Annotated in this window: 22 protein-coding genes and 1 tRNA gene; 21 read left to right on the top strand and 2 right to left on the bottom strand. The window is 37.9% G+C overall.

Going from position 1 to position 19,598, the window contains the following annotated elements:
* Window positions 1-141: 141 nt before the first annotated feature.
* Genes hprK through GJU32_RS00935 form a run of 4 tightly spaced genes read left to right on the top strand, consistent with a single transcriptional unit; the run spans window position 142 to window position 3,153 of the window.
* A complete protein-coding gene (gene hprK, locus GJU32_RS00950; protein WP_155590088.1) occupies window positions 142-1,077 on the top strand; it encodes an HPr(Ser) kinase/phosphatase in 936 nt (311 codons plus the stop codon).
* Window positions 1,078-1,127: 50 nt separating this feature from the next.
* Window positions 1,128-1,949 carry a prolipoprotein diacylglyceryl transferase gene (gene lgt, locus GJU32_RS00945; RefSeq protein WP_155590087.1) on the top strand — a complete coding sequence of 274 codons (822 nt, stop codon included), beginning with the start codon at window positions 1,128-1,130 and terminating at the stop codon, window positions 1,947-1,949.
* A gap of 13 nt (window positions 1,950-1,962) precedes the next feature.
* Window positions 1,963-2,604, top strand: a complete 642-nt coding sequence (gene ppaX / locus GJU32_RS00940) for a pyrophosphatase PpaX (RefSeq protein ID WP_155590086.1) — start codon at window positions 1,963-1,965, stop codon at window positions 2,602-2,604.
* Window positions 2,605-2,610: 6 nt separating this feature from the next.
* Window positions 2,611-3,153, top strand: coding sequence for an acyltransferase (locus GJU32_RS00935; protein WP_155590085.1), 543 nt, complete (start codon window positions 2,611-2,613; stop codon window positions 3,151-3,153).
* Between the two features lie 95 nt (window positions 3,154-3,248).
* On the opposite strand, the gene GJU32_RS00930 is transcribed toward GJU32_RS00935, so the two are convergent.
* Window positions 3,249-3,452, bottom strand: a complete 204-nt coding sequence (locus tag GJU32_RS00930) for a hypothetical protein (protein WP_155590084.1) — start codon at window positions 3,450-3,452, stop codon at window positions 3,249-3,251.
* 564 nt (window positions 3,453-4,016) lie between these two features.
* On the opposite strand from GJU32_RS00930, the gene GJU32_RS00925 reads away from it, so the two are divergent.
* The 15 genes from GJU32_RS00925 (at window position 4,017) to GJU32_RS23515 (ending at window position 17,254) form a co-directional block, all read left to right on the top strand.
* Window positions 4,017-5,189 (top strand): ATP phosphoribosyltransferase regulatory subunit, encoded by a 1,173-nt coding sequence (locus tag GJU32_RS00925; protein WP_155590083.1) that lies wholly within the window; start codon window positions 4,017-4,019, stop codon window positions 5,187-5,189.
* Window positions 5,182-5,817, top strand: a complete 636-nt coding sequence (hisG, locus tag GJU32_RS00920; RefSeq protein ID WP_155590082.1) for an ATP phosphoribosyltransferase — start codon at window positions 5,182-5,184, stop codon at window positions 5,815-5,817. Before GJU32_RS00925 ends, hisG begins: the two co-directional genes overlap by 8 nt.
* Before the next feature lie 40 nt (window positions 5,818-5,857).
* Window positions 5,858-7,129, top strand: a complete 1,272-nt coding sequence (gene hisD / locus GJU32_RS00915; protein ID WP_155590081.1) for a histidinol dehydrogenase — start codon at window positions 5,858-5,860, stop codon at window positions 7,127-7,129.
* Window positions 7,130-7,133: 4 nt separating this feature from the next.
* Window positions 7,134-7,733: an imidazoleglycerol-phosphate dehydratase HisB gene (gene hisB, locus GJU32_RS00910; RefSeq protein WP_155590080.1), complete on the top strand. Its 600-nt coding sequence runs from the start codon at window positions 7,134-7,136 to the stop codon at window positions 7,731-7,733.
* Window positions 7,730-8,362, top strand: a complete 633-nt coding sequence (gene hisH, locus GJU32_RS00905; protein WP_155590079.1) for an imidazole glycerol phosphate synthase subunit HisH — start codon at window positions 7,730-7,732, stop codon at window positions 8,360-8,362. Before hisB ends, hisH begins: the two co-directional genes overlap by 4 nt.
* Window positions 8,356-9,117: an imidazole glycerol phosphate synthase subunit HisF gene (hisF, locus tag GJU32_RS00900; protein ID WP_155590078.1), complete on the top strand. Its 762-nt coding sequence runs from the start codon at window positions 8,356-8,358 to the stop codon at window positions 9,115-9,117. The genes hisH and hisF overlap by 7 nt, the downstream gene beginning before the upstream one ends.
* Window positions 9,114-9,731 carry a bifunctional phosphoribosyl-AMP cyclohydrolase/phosphoribosyl-ATP diphosphatase HisIE gene (gene hisIE, locus GJU32_RS00895; protein WP_155590077.1) on the top strand — a complete coding sequence of 206 codons (618 nt, stop codon included), beginning with the start codon at window positions 9,114-9,116 and terminating at the stop codon, window positions 9,729-9,731. Before hisF ends, hisIE begins: the two co-directional genes overlap by 4 nt.
* A 90-nt stretch (window positions 9,732-9,821) precedes the next feature.
* Complete coding sequence (locus GJU32_RS00890) at window positions 9,822-11,345, top strand: tetratricopeptide repeat protein (RefSeq protein ID WP_155590076.1); 1,524 nt, start codon at window positions 9,822-9,824, stop codon at window positions 11,343-11,345.
* 192 nt (window positions 11,346-11,537) lie between these two features.
* Window positions 11,538-12,482, top strand: a complete 945-nt coding sequence (trxB, locus tag GJU32_RS00885; protein WP_155590075.1) for a thioredoxin-disulfide reductase — start codon at window positions 11,538-11,540, stop codon at window positions 12,480-12,482.
* A 349-nt stretch (window positions 12,483-12,831) separates the two neighbouring features.
* Entirely contained in the window at window positions 12,832-13,299 is a 468-nt protein-coding gene (locus GJU32_RS00880; RefSeq protein WP_155590074.1) for an NUDIX hydrolase, read from the top strand.
* A 9-nt stretch (window positions 13,300-13,308) separates the two neighbouring features.
* A complete protein-coding gene (gene rapZ, locus GJU32_RS00875; protein ID WP_155590073.1) occupies window positions 13,309-14,202 on the top strand; it encodes an RNase adapter RapZ in 894 nt (297 codons plus the stop codon).
* A gap of 4 nt (window positions 14,203-14,206) precedes the next feature.
* Window positions 14,207-15,202, top strand: a complete 996-nt coding sequence (locus GJU32_RS00870) for a gluconeogenesis factor YvcK family protein (protein WP_155590072.1) — start codon at window positions 14,207-14,209, stop codon at window positions 15,200-15,202.
* A gap of 65 nt (window positions 15,203-15,267) precedes the next feature.
* A complete protein-coding gene (whiA, locus tag GJU32_RS00865; protein WP_036126718.1) occupies window positions 15,268-16,215 on the top strand; it encodes a DNA-binding protein WhiA in 948 nt (315 codons plus the stop codon).
* A gap of 112 nt (window positions 16,216-16,327) precedes the next feature.
* The gene (locus GJU32_RS00860; protein ID WP_155590071.1) at window positions 16,328-16,585 is read left to right on the top strand and encodes an HPr family phosphocarrier protein; all 258 of its coding nucleotides are present in this window, start codon (window positions 16,328-16,330) and stop codon (window positions 16,583-16,585) included.
* A 543-nt stretch (window positions 16,586-17,128) separates the two neighbouring features.
* A complete protein-coding gene (locus GJU32_RS23515) occupies window positions 17,129-17,254 on the top strand; it encodes a hypothetical protein (protein ID WP_274381793.1) in 126 nt (41 codons plus the stop codon).
* A 22-nt stretch (window positions 17,255-17,276) separates the two neighbouring features.
* Here GJU32_RS23515 and clpP read toward each other — a convergent pair whose 3' ends face one another.
* Entirely contained in the window at window positions 17,277-17,867 is a 591-nt protein-coding gene (gene clpP, locus GJU32_RS00850; RefSeq protein WP_155590070.1) for an ATP-dependent Clp endopeptidase proteolytic subunit ClpP, read from the bottom strand.
* 307 nt (window positions 17,868-18,174) lie between these two features.
* Here clpP and GJU32_RS00845 point away from each other — a divergent pair.
* Window positions 18,175-18,249: transfer RNA gene (locus GJU32_RS00845), tRNA-Arg, on the top strand.
* 501 nt (window positions 18,250-18,750) lie between these two features.
* A complete protein-coding gene (locus GJU32_RS00840; protein WP_155590069.1) occupies window positions 18,751-19,545 on the top strand; it encodes a basic amino acid ABC transporter substrate-binding protein in 795 nt (264 codons plus the stop codon).
* Window positions 19,546-19,598 lie beyond the last annotated feature (53 nt).

Genomic DNA, 19,598 nt, shown 5'->3' with positions numbered 1-19,598 from the left:
AGCTTTTTAAAAACTAGCGGGCTGGAGAACCGCTAGTTTTTTTAATTAAAGTAAAGTCTGAGTTGAGAGTAAATACATTTCTTTTATACATAGACATGCTAAAATAAGGAGAACCTTATCCATTGATTGGAGGCTTTTTCATTGGTCGTAGTATTAACAAGAGATGTTATGGAGAAATTTAAGTTAGAGTTATTAGCTGGTGAGGAAGGAATCGGCAGGACGATTGTGACAAGTGATATTTCAAGACCAGGGCTTGAAATGGCAGGATATTTTACACATTATCCGGCCAATCGTGTACAGTTGCTTGGCAAAACTGAACTTTCCTTTTTTGAAATGTTGCCAGTAGATGTAAAGCTTGAGCGTATGCGTTTACTTTGTTCGCAAGATACGCCTGCTATTATTATTTCTCGAGATTTAGAAATACCTGAGGAGCTTCTACAGGCTGCCAACGAAAAACATGTTCCCGTTTTTAAAACACATATGACGACAACCAAATTTTCGAGTAGATTGACAAACTATTTAGAAGGACGCTTAGCACCAATGACAGCTGCGCATGGTGTACTTGTTGATGTATATGGAATCGGTGTGCTTATTATTGGTAAAAGTGGCGTAGGTAAAAGTGAAACAGCGCTTGAGCTCGTTAAAAAAGGTCATCGTTTAGTAGCGGACGATTGTGTTGAGATTCGTCAAGAATCAGAAAACTTATTAATTGGTAGTCCACCACCTTTATTAGAGCATTTATTGGAAATACGAGGCATTGGTATTATTGACATTATGACACTATTTGGTGCAAGTGCGGTACGCCCATATAAACGTATTACACTCATTATTGAGCTAGAAATTTGGGATCCACAAAAAGTGTATGATCGACTAGGCTTAGAAGAAGAGAAAATGAAAATAATTGATACAGAGCTGACAAAATTAACAATCCCTGTAAGACCAGGACGCAATGTTTCAGTTATTATTGAAGTAGCTGCAATGAATTATCGTTTAAAGAAAATGGGCGTGAATGCAGCCGAGGAATTTTCAAGACGATTAGATGAAGTTATTACGTCGAATGATGTGTTAGATGATTAAAAAGTTATTTGCTAGTTCATTGTTCATGGACATATTGAGAGGAGCAGAAGATGGATTTATTACTATTACAGATTGACCCGATTGCCTTTCATTTAGGACCAATTCCAGTTCGTTGGTATGGATTGCTAATTGTATCGGGTATTATTTTAGCTTATGTAGTTGGGCAGAGAGAGTCTGTTAAGCGAGGACTGCCTGAAGACTTCCTCGCAGATTTATTACTATGGGCAGTTCCAATTTCCATCATTTGTGCACGTATTTATTATGTGTCAATGCGTTGGGATTACTATAGTGAAAATCCAAGCAAAATTATTGAGATATGGAATGGTGGTATTGCCATTCACGGAGCACTCATCGGGGCATTTGTGACGGCTTACATATTTACTCGTATAAAAAATGTAAGCTTTTTACGAGTAGCGGATATTGCAGCACCAAGTATTTTAATTGGACAAATTATTGGCCGTTGGGGCAACTTTATGAACCAAGAGGCTTATGGTGGTGAAGTATCAAAGGCGTTTTTAGAAAACCTAATGCTTCCAGATTGGATTATCAATCAAATGTATATAGAAGAATTAGGTTCGTATGTACACCCTACGTTTTTATATGAATCAGTTTGGAATTTGATTGGGCTTATCATTTTATTAGTATTACGTAAAGTGAATTTAAATCGTGGGGAAATTTTCTTCGGTTATTTAATTTGGTATTCTATCGGTCGCTTCTATATTGAAGGAATGCGTACAGATAGTCTATACCTAGTAGGCGATTTACGCTCAGCACAGGTTGTATCCATTATTAGTATTGTAGTAGGTCTAGGTGCCATTATTTATCGCAGAATAAAGGTGAAACCAGCCGTGAAATACTTGGATGATAAGTAAGGGGATGTAAAATATGGCTGTAAAGGCATTACTATTTGATTTTGATGGGACTTTACTTAATACAAATGATTTAATCATTCAAACATTTATGCATGTGTTAAATGAGCGATTTCCCGGGCAATATTCGCCAAATGATTGCTTGAAATTCATTGGTCCATCACTAAAACAGACATTTAACGACATTGCACCAGGTGAAGAGGACGCATTAATAGCAAAATACCGTGCTTGGAATATAGCACATCATGATGAACTTGTTAGTCAATATCCTGATGTCGTGTCAACATTAGAGCAATTAAAAGCACAAGGAATTCGATTGGCTATTGTATCGACGAAACGTAATGATACCATTGATCGTGGACTGTCAATTCTTGGAGCTACCCATCTATTTGATGTTCGTATAGGCACAGATGATGTGAAAAATGTGAAGCCTGATCCAGAGCCAGTATTACTTGCTTTGGAACGCTTAGGGATAGACAATGAAGATGCCATTATGATTGGTGATAATTCGCATGATATTGAAGCAGGACATCGTGCTGGTGTAAGAGCAGCTGGTGTTGCTTGGGCAATTAAAGGAGAAGCATACTTACAACAGTATAAGCCAGAATATTTGTTGCATCATATGACAGATTTATTTGCTATTGTGAAAGAGGGGTAAGGGTAGATGGCGCGTAAAACAGAACGTTACCGTGTCGAAGGAGCCAATTCGCTTTGGAACATTTATGATACGGTGTCCTTTTGGAAGGTGATGAAGTGTTTCATTGTCATTCAAATTGGACGCTTCACACCAATTTTACGTGTGAAAAACTGGCTTTATCGAACATTTTTAAAGATGACTATTGGCGAGCGAACTTCATTGGCCTTAATGGTCATGCCAGATACAATGTTTCCTGAACGTATTTTCATTGGCGAAAATACGGTTATTGGTTTTAATACGACAATTTTAGCGCATGAATATTTAATAGAGGAATATCGCTTAGGTGATGTTTATATTGGTAATGAAGTAATGATTGGTGCAAATTCGACGATTTTACCAGGTGTAACAATCGGTGATGGCGCTATTGTTTCAGCTGCCACACTTGTACATAAAGATGTGCCAGCAGGTTGTTTAGCAGGAGGCAATCCTATGCAAATTATTTATACTGCTGAACAAATGGCAGAGCGTAAGCGCAATGAGGTTGTCGAGTGGTGTACACCAAAAAAATAATAAAAACTCACGTTGTATTGGTATATACTTCGTGAGTTTTTTTATATAAAAAAACTACTCCAAAAACTAGTAGTTCTTGGAGTAGCCTTTACTGTTTATGCAAGAGCTGCGTCATAGTCTGATTTAAATTCACAATTGTCGTGATCACCTAAGCAAGTTGATTCAACAAAGGTTGATTTAATTGCAGTCCCATCAATGTCTTCAGTTGTGTGTAGTGTCACTTTGTCACCAGGATAAAAATCACCTTTACAAATACTAACGATCATTTGCTCACTAAGTTGTACGAATGGACATGCCATAATAAATCCCTCCAATGTGTAGTTAATATGGTGCTTTTTGTTATTAAAGTTATTCTATATTAAGCTTTTTAAGAAGTAAAAGAAAAAGTAGAATGAGAGTAATAATCAATGGATATATTGATAATAAAGTATTCTTGTTGATAATGAGATTGAGAATCATTATAATTAATAGATTGGATTTAATTATTTTAAAATAATTTATAGTTTTCTGTATTGAGAATAAATCATTGAAATATCTATATCTTTGTCAATTATTTTTCAAAAGAGAATCATTATCAATTTTTTAGATTATACTTTACATGATTACTGTTTATCTTGTCACAAAATAGACACATTCTCATTCTCAGTAAAGCGTTTTGTTAGATTATAAGAGAAATGATGTCGTGTTTTTTATGTAATTGTTCAGCATTCAATGTGTATAATTAACGGAATAGTAAGTATTTAAAGATTTTGAAAATTAGAGAATATAACGTTGACTGTTTAAAAGAAATAAGTTAGAATTCTTTCATAATCTGATTCTCTAATACTCTAGTGAATTAAAGTGAAATGTGAGGAAGTGTCCATATGTCGTCAATAAAAATGTTTGAAAAACCACTTGGAATGCGCGATACATTTCCGCAAATCTTTGAGAAAGTTGAAGCTGTTAGACATTCAGGCAGAGACTTTTTATATAAAAGGGGTTATGAGTTTATTAAAACACCTGCTGTTGAGTATTTCGATACAGTTGGGAAAGCTTCAGCGATTGCGGATGCTCATCTATTTAAGCTAGTGGATAGCCAGGGAAACACATTAGTACTGCGACCTGATATGACAACACCGATTGCACGAGTAGCTACTTCAAAATTATTGAAAGAAATGATCCCTCTACGCCTTGCTTATTTCGCAAGTGTTTTTCGAGCACAAGAAACAGAGGGGGGAAGACCAGCAGAATTCGATCAAATGGGGATAGAGTTAATAGGTGATCAATCAGTATTTGCTGATGCAGAAGTCATTGTGACGGCAATGGAGCTATTAAAGCATTTTAAATTAGAAGAGTTTAAGGTAACGATTGGCCATGCAGGCATCCTAAATTGCATTTTACAAGATTACACAGAGAGTATTGAACAGCAAGCAACACTTAGAACATTGCTTGTCCAACGAAATTATGTTGGGTTTGAAGAAGCGGTGGAGTCATTTGATTTACCGAAAGCTAAATCTGATGCACTGTTGCAATTTATTGAAGAAGCAATGGATGTGAAGGATATCCGTGATATCGAAAAATATGTACGCAAAAATGATGCGTTAGAATACATGCAACAGCTTGCTCAACTACTGGAAATGTCTGACTTAGCTGAATATGTAGCTTTTGATTTTACACTTTCTAGTCATATGAGCTACTACACAGGTATGCTTTTTGAAGTATTTGCTGTAGGAAGCGGTTTTCCATTAGGTAATGGTGGCCGTTATGATGGCTTGTTAGAGGTGTTTGGTTCAAAAGTTGGAGCTACAGGCTTTAGCATTCGAGTCGATCGTTTGTTGGAAACATTGAATGGGCAGTCGGAGAAGCGGCAAGAAGCAACAGTGGTGCTTTTTGAGGAAAAACAATATGAAGCAGCTTTATTACATGTAAAAGCATTACGAGCAGCAGGGAAATTAGCTACTTTACAGTTACGTAGTAGCCTAGTCGATGAAGCAGCCTTTTTAGCATACTTTACAGAAGTGGTAGTTGTTGGACAGGAGGAAGTTGGTAGTGAATGAATTAACGATTGCAATGCCAAAAGGACGAATCTTTGAAGAGGCATATCAAATGCTGTTAGAGGCGGGCTTTAATTTACCAGAAGAAGTAGAAATGTCGCGTAAATTAATGATTGAAATACCAGAAGAAAAAATTCGCTTTATTTTATCAAAGCCAATGGATGTTCCTGTCTATGTTGAACATGGTGTTGCTGATATTGGGATTGCTGGGAAGGATGTCTTGTTAGAGCAACAGCGAGAGGTGCATGAATTACTTGATTTGAAAATTAGTCATTGCTATATCGCATCAGCAGGCTTACCTAATACTACGATGAATGAAATTGCCCCTAGAATTGCCACGAAATATCCGAATATCGCAATGAAGTACTACAAAGGTATTGGTGAGCAAGTTGAAATTATTGAGCTTAATGGATCTATTGAATTAGCACCAATGATTGGCTTGGCTGATCGGATTGTCGATATTGTTTCTACAGGACGTACATTAAAAGAGAATGGTTTAGTAGAGTATGAATTTATTACGGATGTTTCTTCTCGATTAATTGCAAACCCTGTAAGTTATCGTATGAAGGGTGATCGTATTATTGACCTTGTGAAGCGTTTAAAGAAATGTGTGAATCTGCACAAAAAGTAATCGTATAGCTACATATGAAAGACTAAAGGGGATTAATCCTATGAAAATAACAAAGCTTACAAAAGGCATTTCCTTAAAAAGACCACTTGAGGGGGGAAATGAGGAACAGTTAAAAGTAGTGCGGCAAGTGCTATCGGATGTTAAGGCACAGGGAGATACAGCTTTACGTGCCTACACGGAAAGATGGGATGGCTATGTACCTGAAAATTTGCGTGTCACAAAGGCCGAAATGCAAGAAGCGGTAAATGCTCTTGATCGACAACTCTATAAAGATTTGGAAGAAGCGGCCAAAAATATTCGTCTTTATCACGAACAACAGATACGTTCAGGTTATCGCCTAGAGTTGGGTGACGGTTCTTGGTTAGGTCAACGAGTGATAGCTCTAGATTCAGTTGGATTGTACGTTCCAGGGGGAACAGCAGCATATCCTTCATCTGTGTTAATGAATGTCATTCCAGCGCAGGTAGCAGGAGTGAGGCGCATTGTTATTACTTCTCCAGCAGGTCAGAATGGAAAACTACCAGCAGGAGTACTTGTGGCAGCTCATCTTTTAGGGGTTGATGAAATTTATAAGGTGGGTGGAGCACAAGCGATTGCTGCCCTTGCATACGGCACAGAAACAATTGCCCCAGTCGATAAAATTACAGGTCCAGGAAATATTTTTGTGGCTCTTGCTAAACGTGAGGTATTTGGCGAAGTAGCGATTGATATGATTGCGGGACCTAGTGAGATAGCTGTACTGGCTGATGACACAGCATATCCTGATGAAATCGCTGCCGATCTTTTATCACAAGCAGAGCATGATCGATTGGCCTGTGCCATACTTGTTACGACCTCAGAGCATTTAGCCAAAAAAGTAGCCGAGGAAGTAGAGAAGCAGTTGGTGAACTTACCTCGTCAAGAAGTGGCACGTGCTTCTATAGAGAATTTTGGGACTATTTATGTAGCTGATACGTTGTTAGACGCAGTAGAAGCGATTAATACATTAGCACCTGAGCATTTAGAAATTATTACAGAAGATGCGGTGGCTATAACTGACCAAATAAGACATGCTGGTAGTATTTTTATTGGTAGGTATAGTTCAGAGCCTGTTGGTGATTATTTTGCAGGGACGAATCATGTGTTACCAACCAATAGCACAGCGCGTTTTGCAAGTGGCTTAAATGTAGATGATTTTATGAAAAAATCAAGTATTGTTTATTACAGTGAAAAAACTTGGAAAGACAATGCACCAAAAATTGCACGTTTAGCAAGGATGGAAGGTTTAGAGGGCCATGCACGTGCAGTGGAATCTCGTGGATGGGAGAAATAGAACAATGACAGAGAAGAAACGATATGCAAAAGTGGAGCGTACAACAAATGAAACGCAAATTTCAGTTGCGATTGATTTAGATGGTGAAGGCAAAGCTGATATCCAAACAGGCGTGGGCTTTATGGATCATATGCTCGATTTATTTATCAAGCATGGCTTATTTAATGGGACGATACAAGCGAATGGTGATACCTATATCGACGATCATCATACAACAGAGGATCTTGGCATCGTCTTAGGACAGGCTATTCGAGAAGCGCTTGGTGATAAAAAGGGCATTAAACGCTACGGTACAGCATTTGTGCCTATGGATGACGCACTAGCACAGGTGGTTGTAGATTGCTCGAATCGTCCGCATCTAGAGTATCGTGTGCCAGAATTAAAAGAAAAAGTAGGAACTTTTGATACAGAATTAGTACATGAATTTTTATGGAAATTTGCGCTTGAAGCACGGATGAATGTTCATGTAATTGTACCTTATGGACAGAATACACATCATATTATTGAGGCAATTTTCAAAGCATTGGCACGTGCAATTGATGCTGCAGTGGAAATTGACCCACGTGTTAAAGGAGTACCATCGACTAAGGGGCTGTTAACGTGAAAATAGGTGTCATTGATTATGGTATGGGCAATTTATTTAGTGTGGAACAGGCATTAAAACGACTGGGCTGTGAGGTCGTAGTGACGGCTCATGAACAGGTGTTAGATGCTACAGATGCACTTTTATTACCAGGTGTTGGTGCATTCCCTGATGCCAGAAAACGTTTAGCAGAAAAAAAATTAGATTGTTATTTACAAAAAGCGCAGAGCGAAAATCGCCCTCTATTAGGAATTTGTCTAGGAATGCAACTATTATTTGAGCAAAGTGATGAAGTAACACCAACAAAAGGATTAGGTTTTTTCAAGGGGCGTATTAAACGCTTTAGCGGTATGAACGAAGGTCAATCATATCGAGTGCCACATATGGGATGGAACGAACTGATTATGATGCATCGCCCTACATGGTTAAAGAATGGAGCATCAGCGAAGCATGTCTATTTTGTCCATTCATTTTATGCAACAGATGTAGAAGATTCGGAGCTTGTTGCCTATGCAGACTATTATGGCATTAAAGTTCCAGGTATTGTGTCGAATGGTTCCGTGACAGGCATGCAATTTCACCCTGAAAAATCGGGAGAATTGGGTGTTTATTTATTAGAGCAATGGCTGAAAGGTGTGAAGGCATGCTAACAAAACGTATTATCCCATGTCTTGATGTGAAGGAGGGACGCGTTGTAAAAGGTATACAATTTGTAGCCATTCGTGATGCGGGCGATCCAGTAGAACTTGCGAAGTTCTATGATGAGCAAGGAGCAGATGAGCTTGTGTTTTTAGATATTTCTGCTTCACATGAAGGTCGTGAAACGATGGTAGATGTTGTTCGCCAAACAGCTTCTACGCTTGCAATTCCCTTTACAGTGGGTGGAGGGATTCGTACGTTGGATGATATGAAACGAATTTTACGTGCGGGTGCTGATAAAGTATCAGTGAATACCTCGGCTTTAGAGCGACCAGCGCTTATTCAAGAAGGCTCTGAATTCTTTGGTACACAATGTATCGTTGTTGCAATTGATGCTCGCTATAGTGAAGAGGATGGGACATGGATGGTTTATACACATGGTGGACGCAACAAAACTACTTGGTCAGCCGTTGATTGGGCAAAGGAGGCTGTGCGTTTAGGGGCTGGTGAAATTTTATTAACAAGTATGAATCAAGACGGAGAAAAATCTGGCTTTGATTTGGCGTTAACAAAGGCGGTACGAGAGGCCGTGACAATCCCTGTTATTGCTAGTGGTGGAGCGGGGCATGCCGAACATTTTTACGAAGTATTAGCAGAAGAGGTAGATGCAGATGCTGCACTTGCAGCCTCTATCTTCCATTACAAAGAAACGAGCGTAGCGCAAGTAAAAGAATACTTACGTGAAAAAGGAGTGGCGGTTAGATGATCGAGAATATTCAATTTGATGAGAGAGGTCTTGTTACAGCTGTTGTACAAGATGCCAATACTAAAGAAGTGCTGACAGTGGCTTACATGAATAAAGAGTCATTAGCTAAAACAATTGAATCAGGAGAAACTTGGTTTTATTCTCGTTCACGTCAAGAACTTTGGCATAAAGGAGCAACAAGTGGTCATACCCAAAAAGTAATATCGATAAAAGCGGACTGCGATCAAGATGCATTAGTTGTAGAAGTTCTACCTGCTGGACCCGCTTGTCATAATGGTACAACTTCTTGTTTTACGGAGGTTATTCAACAAAATGCTAAAGTTGGCTCTGTGGATATAATTGCTAAACTTGTCGATGTTATTAAAAAGCGAGAGCAGGAAATGCCAGAAGGAGCATATACTACATATTTATTTGATAAGGGCATCGATAAAATCTGTAAAAAGGTTGGTGAAGAAGCAACAGAGGTTGTCATTGGTGCAAAAAATCGCGATGCAGAAGAAGTGAAATGGGAAGTAGCGGATTTAATTTATCACCTCCTAGTGTTACTACAAGAACAGAAAGTAAGTATTTATGATGTCCTGCATGTGTTGGAAAAACGTCACGAGGAGAAATAACAGCATATTATTGATTGTATGGTATAATAGGGATTACTGTGTAAAGGAACGTAAAATGCGTTCCTTATTTCTTGTTTCGGAGGAAATATATTGGAAAAGAAACGTCAAAGTGAGAATCAATCGAATATAGTGTCGTTCATTCCAACAGGCGACTATTATTATAAAAAATCAATTCAAGCAATGAACAGTGGACAAATGAATAAAGCCTATAAATATTTACAGCGTGCTGTAGATTTAAGTCCCGATGATCCAATGATTATCTTGCAGCTTGCCATAGTAGAATTAGAAGGTCAACGTTTTGAAGAAGCGTATGACCTGCTTCGTCGTGCTTATCAAATTGATCCAGATAATCCGGAAATCATTTTTTATATGGCAGAAGTATCAGGGTGTGTGGGTATCATGCATGATGCTAAACGCTTTGCTGAAGAATATTTGCAGCTAGAGCCAGATGGTGCTTATGCAGATGAAGCAGCAGAAATATTAGAATTTGTCGCTTTCGAGCAGGATGATTTTGAAGAACCTGAGGGATCTGGAGAGGATTTGTATCGTCAGGAGCAAGCTCGTCGTTGTATGGAAAAGGGGGATTTTCCGGAAGCTATTACTATTCTAGAAGATTTAATTGAAGATCGCCCAGCATTTTGGTCAGCCTATAATAATTTAGCGCTCGCTTATTTTTATGTTGGAGAAGAAGAACAGGCGAAGGCTCTCTTACATACAGTGCTACGTGAAAATAAGGGAAACCTACATGCGCTATGTAATTTAACGGTGATTGCGTATTATGAAAAGAATGAAGAGGATTTACAAGGACTTTTAAATGTACTTGTTAAAATTCAGCCATATACATGGGAGCATCGTTATAAGCTAGGTGCTACATTAGCCTTAATAGGCCAATACGATTTAGCCTATAAATGGTTGCGTAGTATGCAAAAGAGAGGCTACGCTGGAGATGCAGGGTTCTACTTTTGGTTGTCACATGCGGCCTATTTCTCAGGACATAAGGAGATATCGAAAAGTGCATGGGATCAGCTTTTGGAGCTAGATCCAGATAAAGAGGGCTTCGAGCCTTGGCGCCAACAAGAAAATGAATTTGAGCTAGACTCTTTGGAACATGATCGTGATTTTATAATTGAAAAATTAGAAAGCAACTATACAAGTGAACGCATTTTTGGTTTGTTTTTATTGAAAGGTACTGCGCATAAGCAAGAAATTATTGCCCATCCCAAATTGGTTGATATTGAACAATTAGGCACTTTCGAAAAATTGTTTTTAGCTTATGCACTGGGCCATGAATTTGATAAGAAAAACAAAGTAGAAGCAAGCTTTTTACGAGCTGTCAATGTGTCGGAAATTTTATTAGAGCAGTATGGAAAGCTATCATCACTCATTGTACCGATGTTTCAAATGTGGTTTGTATTATGCGAACAAGCTTTGATACAAAACTATCGTTTTACAAATCCCACAGCGATTGCAGGGGCAAATGATTATTTATTCAGGTCTTCCCAGATGCTTAAAGTAACAAAAAAGGAAATAGCCCAGCAATATGGAGTATCTGTATCCACTTTATCGAAGTATATTGATGAAATTTTAACATTTTTACCAAACAGTCATAATTAACGTGTGAGCAACATAGTTGAATAACTTTATACTTTCACATACGATGAACATACTAACGTTATCACTAATTTCCTTGGCGACAGTGTGTTTATAACCGGCCTATTAGCCAAGGGCTTTATCTTCTTCTGTAGGTGACGTTACACTTATTCGTTGAATGAAGATAAAAAGTATTCTGTTTAGGGGGAAGTATTTATGTCGGAAGAAAAAATTTATGATGTAGTAATAATTGGTGCAGGTCCTGCTGGGATGACTGCAGCTGTTTATACATCTCGTGCAAATTTGTCAACATTAATGATTGAACGTGGTATCCCTGGTGGACAAATGGCAAACACAGAAGAAGTAGAAAATTACCCAGGTTTTGACACGATTTTAGGGCCTGAGCTTTCTACAAAAATGTTTGAACATGCTAAAAAATTTGGTGCTGAATATGCCTATGGTGATGTATCAGAAATCATCGACGGTGAAGATTATAAAACAATTAAATCGGGTGCAAAAGAATATAAAACACGTGCCATTATTATTACAACAGGTGCAGAGTATAAAAAAATGGGTGTGCCTGGTGAAAAAGAGCTTGGTGGCCGTGGTGTCAGCTATTGTGCAGTATGTGATGGTGCGTTCTTTAAACAAAAAAATCTAGTTGTTGTAGGTGGCGGAGATTCAGCTGTTGAAGAAGGTGTCTATTTAACACGCTTTGCTGATAAAGTAACAATTGTCCACCGTCGTGATAAATTACGTGCACAAAAAATTCTACAAGATCGAGCATTTGCCAATGAGAAAATCGATTTCATTTGGAATGCAACTGTAAAAGAAATTAATGAAGCTAATGGTAAAGTAGGGAGTGTAACACTACAATCTACTATTGATGGTACTGAATCTGAATTTGCAGCTGATGGTGTCTTTGTTTATATAGGTATGTTGCCTTTAACAAAACCATTTGAGTCATTAGGCATTTTAAATGATGCAGGCTATATTTTGACAAATGACAATATGGAAACAAAAATCCCTGGTATCTTTGCTGCTGGAGATGTCCGTGAAAAATCACTTCGTCAAATTGTTACAGCGACTGGTGATGGCAGTATTGCCGCACAAGCTGTACAACATTATGTAGAAGAGTTATTAGAGAAAATTAACGCATAACTTGGCTATTTTAAGGAAAAATATACAATTTTAATGTGGTTTTAATATTGCTGTAACTTGAATGACATATAAAAGGTGTATGATTTAAAGTGTAATTAGCAATCCCCCTTTTATTTTGTTTAGTAGGTTGTTTCCGCCTCAATTAGGTGGGAGCAACCTACTTTTTTATTTGTATAAAATGAAAAAGAAATATTATAAAGAATCGTAAATTTCGCCCGAATTTAAATCACTGCTATTGAATAAAACTAAATTGTTAATTGTCTTGGGAAGAGAGTAGTAATTGAGGACAAATCTTGCGTGGTCTTGCTATAATGGAGAGTAGAATGCAAAAGTGATTAGAGGTGTGCCTATGCAAAGAATTGCAAATTTAATTGCCGTAAAAAACGGTAAAGTATTATTACTTCAGAAACCAAGACGAGGATGGTACGTTGCTCCAGGAGGGAAAATGGAGAGCGGCGAGTCCATCTTTGAAGCTGCTGTACGTGAGTTCCAAGAAGAGACAAATGTTACACCTATGAATGTTCATTTAAAGGGTGTTTATACGATGGTTATTATAGAAAACGATGATGTTGTGGATGAATGGATGCTCTATACATTTGTTGCAAAGGATGTAGAAGGAATACCCTTTGAAGAAACTAGAGAAGGCAAGCTTGCATGGCACCCAGTAGAGGATTTAGCACATTTGCCAATGGCTGAAGGAGATCGAACTAATTTACAATTCGCCGTATCGCAATCAGGCATTCAGTATGGTACGTTTGACTATACGACGAATTTTGAATTACTTCATCAGAAAATACAAATATCAAAAGAACAATAAAGGAGTTGCATGACAGTGGTGGTTGAAGGCCAACAAAGTACACATGAATTGGTTATTATTACAGGAATGTCTGGGGCTGGGAAGACCGTAGCTATTCAAAGCTTTGAAGATTTAGGGTATTACTGTATTGATAATTTACCACCTGCGTTACTTACAACTTTTTTAACTCTGCTAAGAGATTCTGGTAAAAATAGTACGCGTATTGCGGCCGTAATGGATATGCGTGGTGGCGACTTTTTTGATGCTCTTATTGGGGCGTTAGACCATATACTAAAAGAAGGCGATATTGTTGCTCGTATATTATTTTTAGATGCAGACGATGCCACTTTAGTAAGACGCTATAAGGAGACAAGACGTGCCCATCCATTAGCGGTAAATGGTTTACCTCTTGATGGAATTAAACAAGAACGAGCGCTTTTATCTGAAGTAAAGGGCCGTGCTAATTTTGTTTATAACACATCTAACATGAAACCAAAGCAGCTGCGTGAAAGGATTGTCAAAGAATTTGCTAGTGAGGCAGATACTATTTTTACCGTTAACATTATGTCCTTTGGCTTTAAGCACGGTATGCCAATTGATGCAGACTTAGTGTTCGATGTTCGTTTTCTTAAAAATCCATATTATGTGGAGGAGCTACGTCCGAAAACGGGTCTTCAAACAGAGGTATCTTCTTATGTTTTAGCTTTGGAAGATACGCAAATACTCATACAAAAACTAACGGATTTGTTGGACTTTATGATTCCTCTTTATCGACAAGAAGGCAAATCACAGCTCGTCATTGCTTTTGGTTGTACTGGAGGTCAGCATCGCTCAGTAACATTAGCAGAGTTTTTTGGGGCATATTTTGCGGGCAAGGAAAATACGGTTATTACGCATCGTGATATTAATCGTAGAAAGGAATGAGTGAATGGGGAAAAAGCAACCAAAGCTTGTTGTAATAGGTGGTGGCACAGGGCTTTCCACATTACTTCGCGGGCTGAAGCACCACCCATTTGATATTACTGCTATTGTGACAGTAGCAGATGATGGTGGTTCTTCAGGCCGATTACGTGATGACTATGATATTCCACCACCTGGTGATGTTCGCAATGTGATTGCTGCATTATCAGATATTGAACCACTTGTAGAGCAAATGTTCCAATATCGCTTTTCAGCATCTGAGGATTTAAGAGGTCATTCCTTAGGGAACTTGATGCTAACAGCACTTACTGATATTACGGGAGATTTTAATCATGCAATCAGCGAGATGGGAAAAGTTTTAAAAGTTCATGGTCGCGTCATACCAGCTGCAAATAAAAAAATAAACTTACATGCTGTGTTAGATGACGGTTCAATTATTGAAGGAGAATCAAAAATACCAACAGCGTCCAAGCGCATCGATCGCGTTTTTTTAGTACCCGAAAATGTGCAACCGTTACCAGAAGCCATTCGTGCTATTCATCGTGCAGACTATATTTTAATTGGCCCAGGAAGCTTATACACAAGTATTATTCCAAATCTGCTTGTTAAAGAGATAGGAGAAGCTGTTGTTAAAGCAAAAGGAAGAAAAATATATGTTTGTAATTTAATGACACAAAAAGGTGAAACGATTTCTTATACAGCAGGCGATCATGTAACAGCCATACATAAGCATGTTGGCAACGACTTTATTGATTCAATTTTAGTAAACGAAGAAGAACTCCCTAACCCTGTAAAAGAATTGTATAAAGAAGAGAGAGCGGAACCAGTGACATTTGATGTCGCAAAGCTTGAAAGTATGGGCTTAGAGGTCATTAAACGTGACATCGCTACGATTCGTCCAGATGGGACCGTTCGACATAACGCTACCAATGTTGCAGAATGGCTGGTAGATTATGCGGATATTTACCATCAAAAAGTAAGAGGACCAATTATAGAAACATAATGCGTCTATCGTATATGGTAAGATGAACATATACATAGAAAACATGATTGAAAGGGGGGCATGATATGTCTTTTGCTTCTGAAACAAAAAAGGAATTAACGCAAATAGAAGCGGACAATCATTGTATGAAAGCAGAAGTTTCTGCCCTAATTCGTATGAATGGTTCATTATCCTTTGCAAATAAACAACTAAGCTTAGACGTGCAGACTGAAAATGCTGCAATTGCTAGAAGACTATATACGATAATGAAAAAATTGTATCCGTACAATGTAGAATTACTTGTTCGCAAAAAAATGCGACTCAAAAAAAATAACGTATATATATGTCGTGTAAGAGAAGGTGCACGCGAGCTGTTAATTGATTTAGAAATCATCTCAGACGACTTTCAATTTAACCATACAATTTCAAGAAAACTCATTAAAAAGAGTGGCCAAAAAAGAGCGTATTTAAGAGGTGCGTTTTTAGCAGGCGGTTCTGTCAACAATCCAGAAACATCAGCCTACCATTTAGAGATTTATTCTTTATATAAAGAGCATGGTGAAGCATTAATGGATTTAATGAATGAATTTGAACTCAATGCCAAAACAATCGAACGCAAAAAAGGTTTTGTTACTTATTTAAAAGAAGCAGAAAAAATTTCAGATTTCCTTAATATTGTAGGTGCTCATCAGGCAATGATGAAGTTTGAAGATGTTCGGATATTGCGAGACATGCGCAATAGTGTCAACCGTATTGTGAACTGTGAAACAGCCAATTTAAACAAAACCATTGGTGCAGCATTACGACAGGTAGAAAATATTCGATTTATTGAAAATTCAATTGGCCTTGATCAACTACCAGAGAAGCTTCGTGAAATAGCACGTCTTCGTGTAGAGTACCAAGATGTTACGTTAAAAGAACTTGGAGAAATGGTATCAAGTGGAACGGTAAGTAAGTCAGGCGTTAACCATCGATTAAGAAAAATTGATGAGATTGCGGATGCATTAAGACGCGGTGAAAAAATAGGTGGTTAAGTTTTCATACTTTTCAGGTATGAATGTCATGCTAATCGCTTATTGTTCTTTTGCTAGTAAGTAAGGTAAGATAAAACTAATAGATGAACGGTAGTGAAGGGGAGTTTTGTGAATGATTGAGAGAAGAGTCCAGGTTAAATTAAAATTAGGACTACAAGCTAGACAAGCAGCACTATTTGTGCAGGAAGCAAATCGCTTTAGTGCTGATATCTTTCTAGAAAAGGATGAGAAAAAAGTCAATGCCAAATCCATTATGGGTGTCATGAGCTTGGCTGTTGCTAAAGGTACTGAGGTTTCTTTAAGTAGTGAAGGCAGTGATGCTGAGCAAGCGGTTACAGCATTGGCAACAATTATTGAAAACGAAGACTAACAATCTTATTAGCATCGAACAACAAAAGGCATCACAGAGTAAATCTGTGATGCCTTCGTAGTGTTGAAAAACAAAACCACCAATAGAATTTTTGTGAAAGGTGAAAATGGATTTCCGTTGCAGGCTACTTGCTTTGTCGCTGACGCTTCGCTTTCGCGTAGAGCAAGGCTTCCTGTGGGCGAGCGCCGAGCCGCTTCCTCCGCTACCGCTCTGTGCAGGGGCTCGCCTGTCTCGCTATCCCACGGGAGTCAAGTAGCCTTCCACTCCAATCCATAAAAATGTTTCTTTTTAGCAAAGGTTTTCAAATAAAGTGAAGGTATTCACTACTCTTTATGGAGGGGGGTCACTCATCACTTCTCCACATTGTAAATAAGGGGCTATCCTTTCTCTAATCATACAAATAATGGGTTATTTTGTTTACTACGTCTCGTATGAAAGTAAGGAAAAGACACTTTTGCAGAATGGTTGATTGGAGTGGAGCCAGCGTCACTCCTAGGGGATTAGCGTCACAGTTGAGACCCTGGAGCGAACGGAGTGAGTGAAGTGGCTCATCGGACGCCCCCTGGAAAGGACGCTGGCAGAACGGAAATCAATCCCTCGCCTTTCAAAATGGCTGTTTCTGCCGTTGCCATCACCTTTTTTCAACAACATGAAGGCATCACAGAGTAACTCTGTGATGCCTTCTCTTTTATTATTTATTATCGCTACGGTGCATAATGTGGTCGATTAAACCATATTCTTTTGCACGCTCAGCAGTCATGAAGTTATCGCGATCTGTGTCTCTTGAAATGACTTCAAGTGGTTGACCAGTGCGTTCAGATAAAATGCTATTTAATTTTTCACGTAAGAACAAAATACGTTTAGCAGCGATTTCAATTTCTGTTGCTTGACCTTGAGCACCACCTAGTGGTTGGTGAATCATTACTTCTGCATTTGGTAATGCAAAACGTTTACCAGGTTCACCAGCTGCAAGTAGGAAAGCACCCATTGAAGCGGCCATACCAATACAAATTGTTTGCACTTGAGGTTTAATAATTTGCATTGTGTCATAAATAGCCATACCAGCCGTAATTGATCCACCTGGTGAATTAATGTAAAGAGAGATATCTTTATCTGGATCTTCTGCTTGTAGGAAAAGAAGTTGTGCGACAATGGAGTTAGCAACATTGTCGTCAATTGCGCTTCCTAAAAGGATAATACGGTCTTTAAGTAGACGTGAGTAAATATCATATGCACGTTCACCACGACTTGTTTGTTCAATAACTGTAGGAATTAAATTCATGTTAAATCCTCCTTAAAAAACTAAATTCGAATACCTTTGCTGAAAATTTCCATTGTTATTTCAGCTGTATCCTTATCATACACATTATAGTCAGGGAAGGTCAAATATTAACCCTGCTAAAGTGAAATAAAAAAATAAATTATTTTTGCATTCTATGGTTGAAATATATACGATAGGTTTGTATAATAAGTAAGGTTATAAATTTAAAGTACAGGACACTATTTTGCAGGTATGCTTCAAAAATGAGGGTTATCTACATCATGCTTTTTGTAAGCCTAGAGTGAGTACTTTTTTTTTTGTGTCTTTTGCCCTCGTGGTGTAATGGATAACACGTAAGATTCCGGTTCTTGCACTGGGGGTTCGATTCCCTCCGAGGGCGCCATTTTACTGAATATAGAAATACTGTTATAGCTTGATCTCCTAATAAGTAGTTTAGCAGCCTGCTTACTGGAGATGGAGAGGGAAAATAAAGGGAAGACTGCCCTATTTGGCATTATTCCCCTATTTATGCCTTTCAAACCTTCAAAAAAGCAACAACTCCAAATTATTTTTTAGTGAACATACTGTACGTGAAGACTAGTAATAGTCGAAAAAAAGAATCCTTTCTGAGGGGATTCTTTTTTTTTTTGCCAAAATTCATCGAATTTTAGAATGGTTTACATTGTATATATATTAGTTTTAGGTTTAGTTTTTTGTTATTAATACATATTTTTTCTATTTATATGAGTTTATTATTAATTAATATTAAAAAATATTTAGTTTTATGCGAAAAGTTGTTGTCTAAATACTATAATGTTAATATAATTGACCTAATAGTCTAACATTTCCGAATTGCGAAAAATAATGCGCATTTCGGAAAATTATCGAAATAGGGGGAAATACAATGAAAAAAACAGCGTGGATGTTACTGATGGTTATAGCAGCTTTAACATTAGCCCTTGCAGGATGTGGTGCAAAGGATGATGCATCTTCAGGTGGCACACCTTCAGAAGATGGAGGAGATGGCAAGAAAGTATATAAAGTAGGTACAGAGGCAACTTTCGCACCATTTGAATCTGTTGACGATAAAGGGAAAATTGTAGGGATTGATGTCGATATTTTACAAGCAATTGCTGATGAAATGGACTTTGAAGTAGAGTGGAATAATATTGGTTGGGAGCCAGTATTCCAAACAATTAAAAACGGTGAAACGCATATCGGTGCTTCTGGGATTACAATTACTGAAGAACGTAAAGAATCATTTGACTTTACAGAGCCATACTATGAATCTCAATTGTTGATCGTTGTAAAAGAGGATTCAAAGATTAAATCGCTAGATGAACTAAAAGATAAAAAGGTATCTGTACAAATTAATGCTACTGGTCATATGGCTGCGAAAAAGCTACAAGGTGAAGCAAGTACAAATATTATGGCATTTGAAAGTCAACCAATCGCTATTCAAGAGATGCTAAACGGTAACGTTGACGCAGCTATTGGGGATAATGCAGTAGTTTATGAATATATTAAAGCGCACCCAGATCAAAAACTTAAAGTAATAGAAGATGATGCATTCGAAAAAGAGCACTACGGTTTTATGGTTCAAAAAGGTAATAAAGAGCTATTAGATAAATTAAATGAAGGTCTTAAAAAGATTAAAGAGAACGGTAAATTAAAAGAAATTACAGGTACTGATTTTTAGTAATCAATAAATGGTGATGCCACTAGCATAGTCACTGTGCTAGCGGCTCATTT

This window comes from Lysinibacillus cavernae, assembly GCF_009724685.1.
GTDB classification, from domain to species: domain Bacteria; phylum Bacillota; class Bacilli; order Bacillales_A; family Planococcaceae; genus Lysinibacillus; species Lysinibacillus cavernae.
Note: the sequence above shows the minus strand (reverse complement) of the source record. Positions and strands in the feature narration are given on the sequence as shown.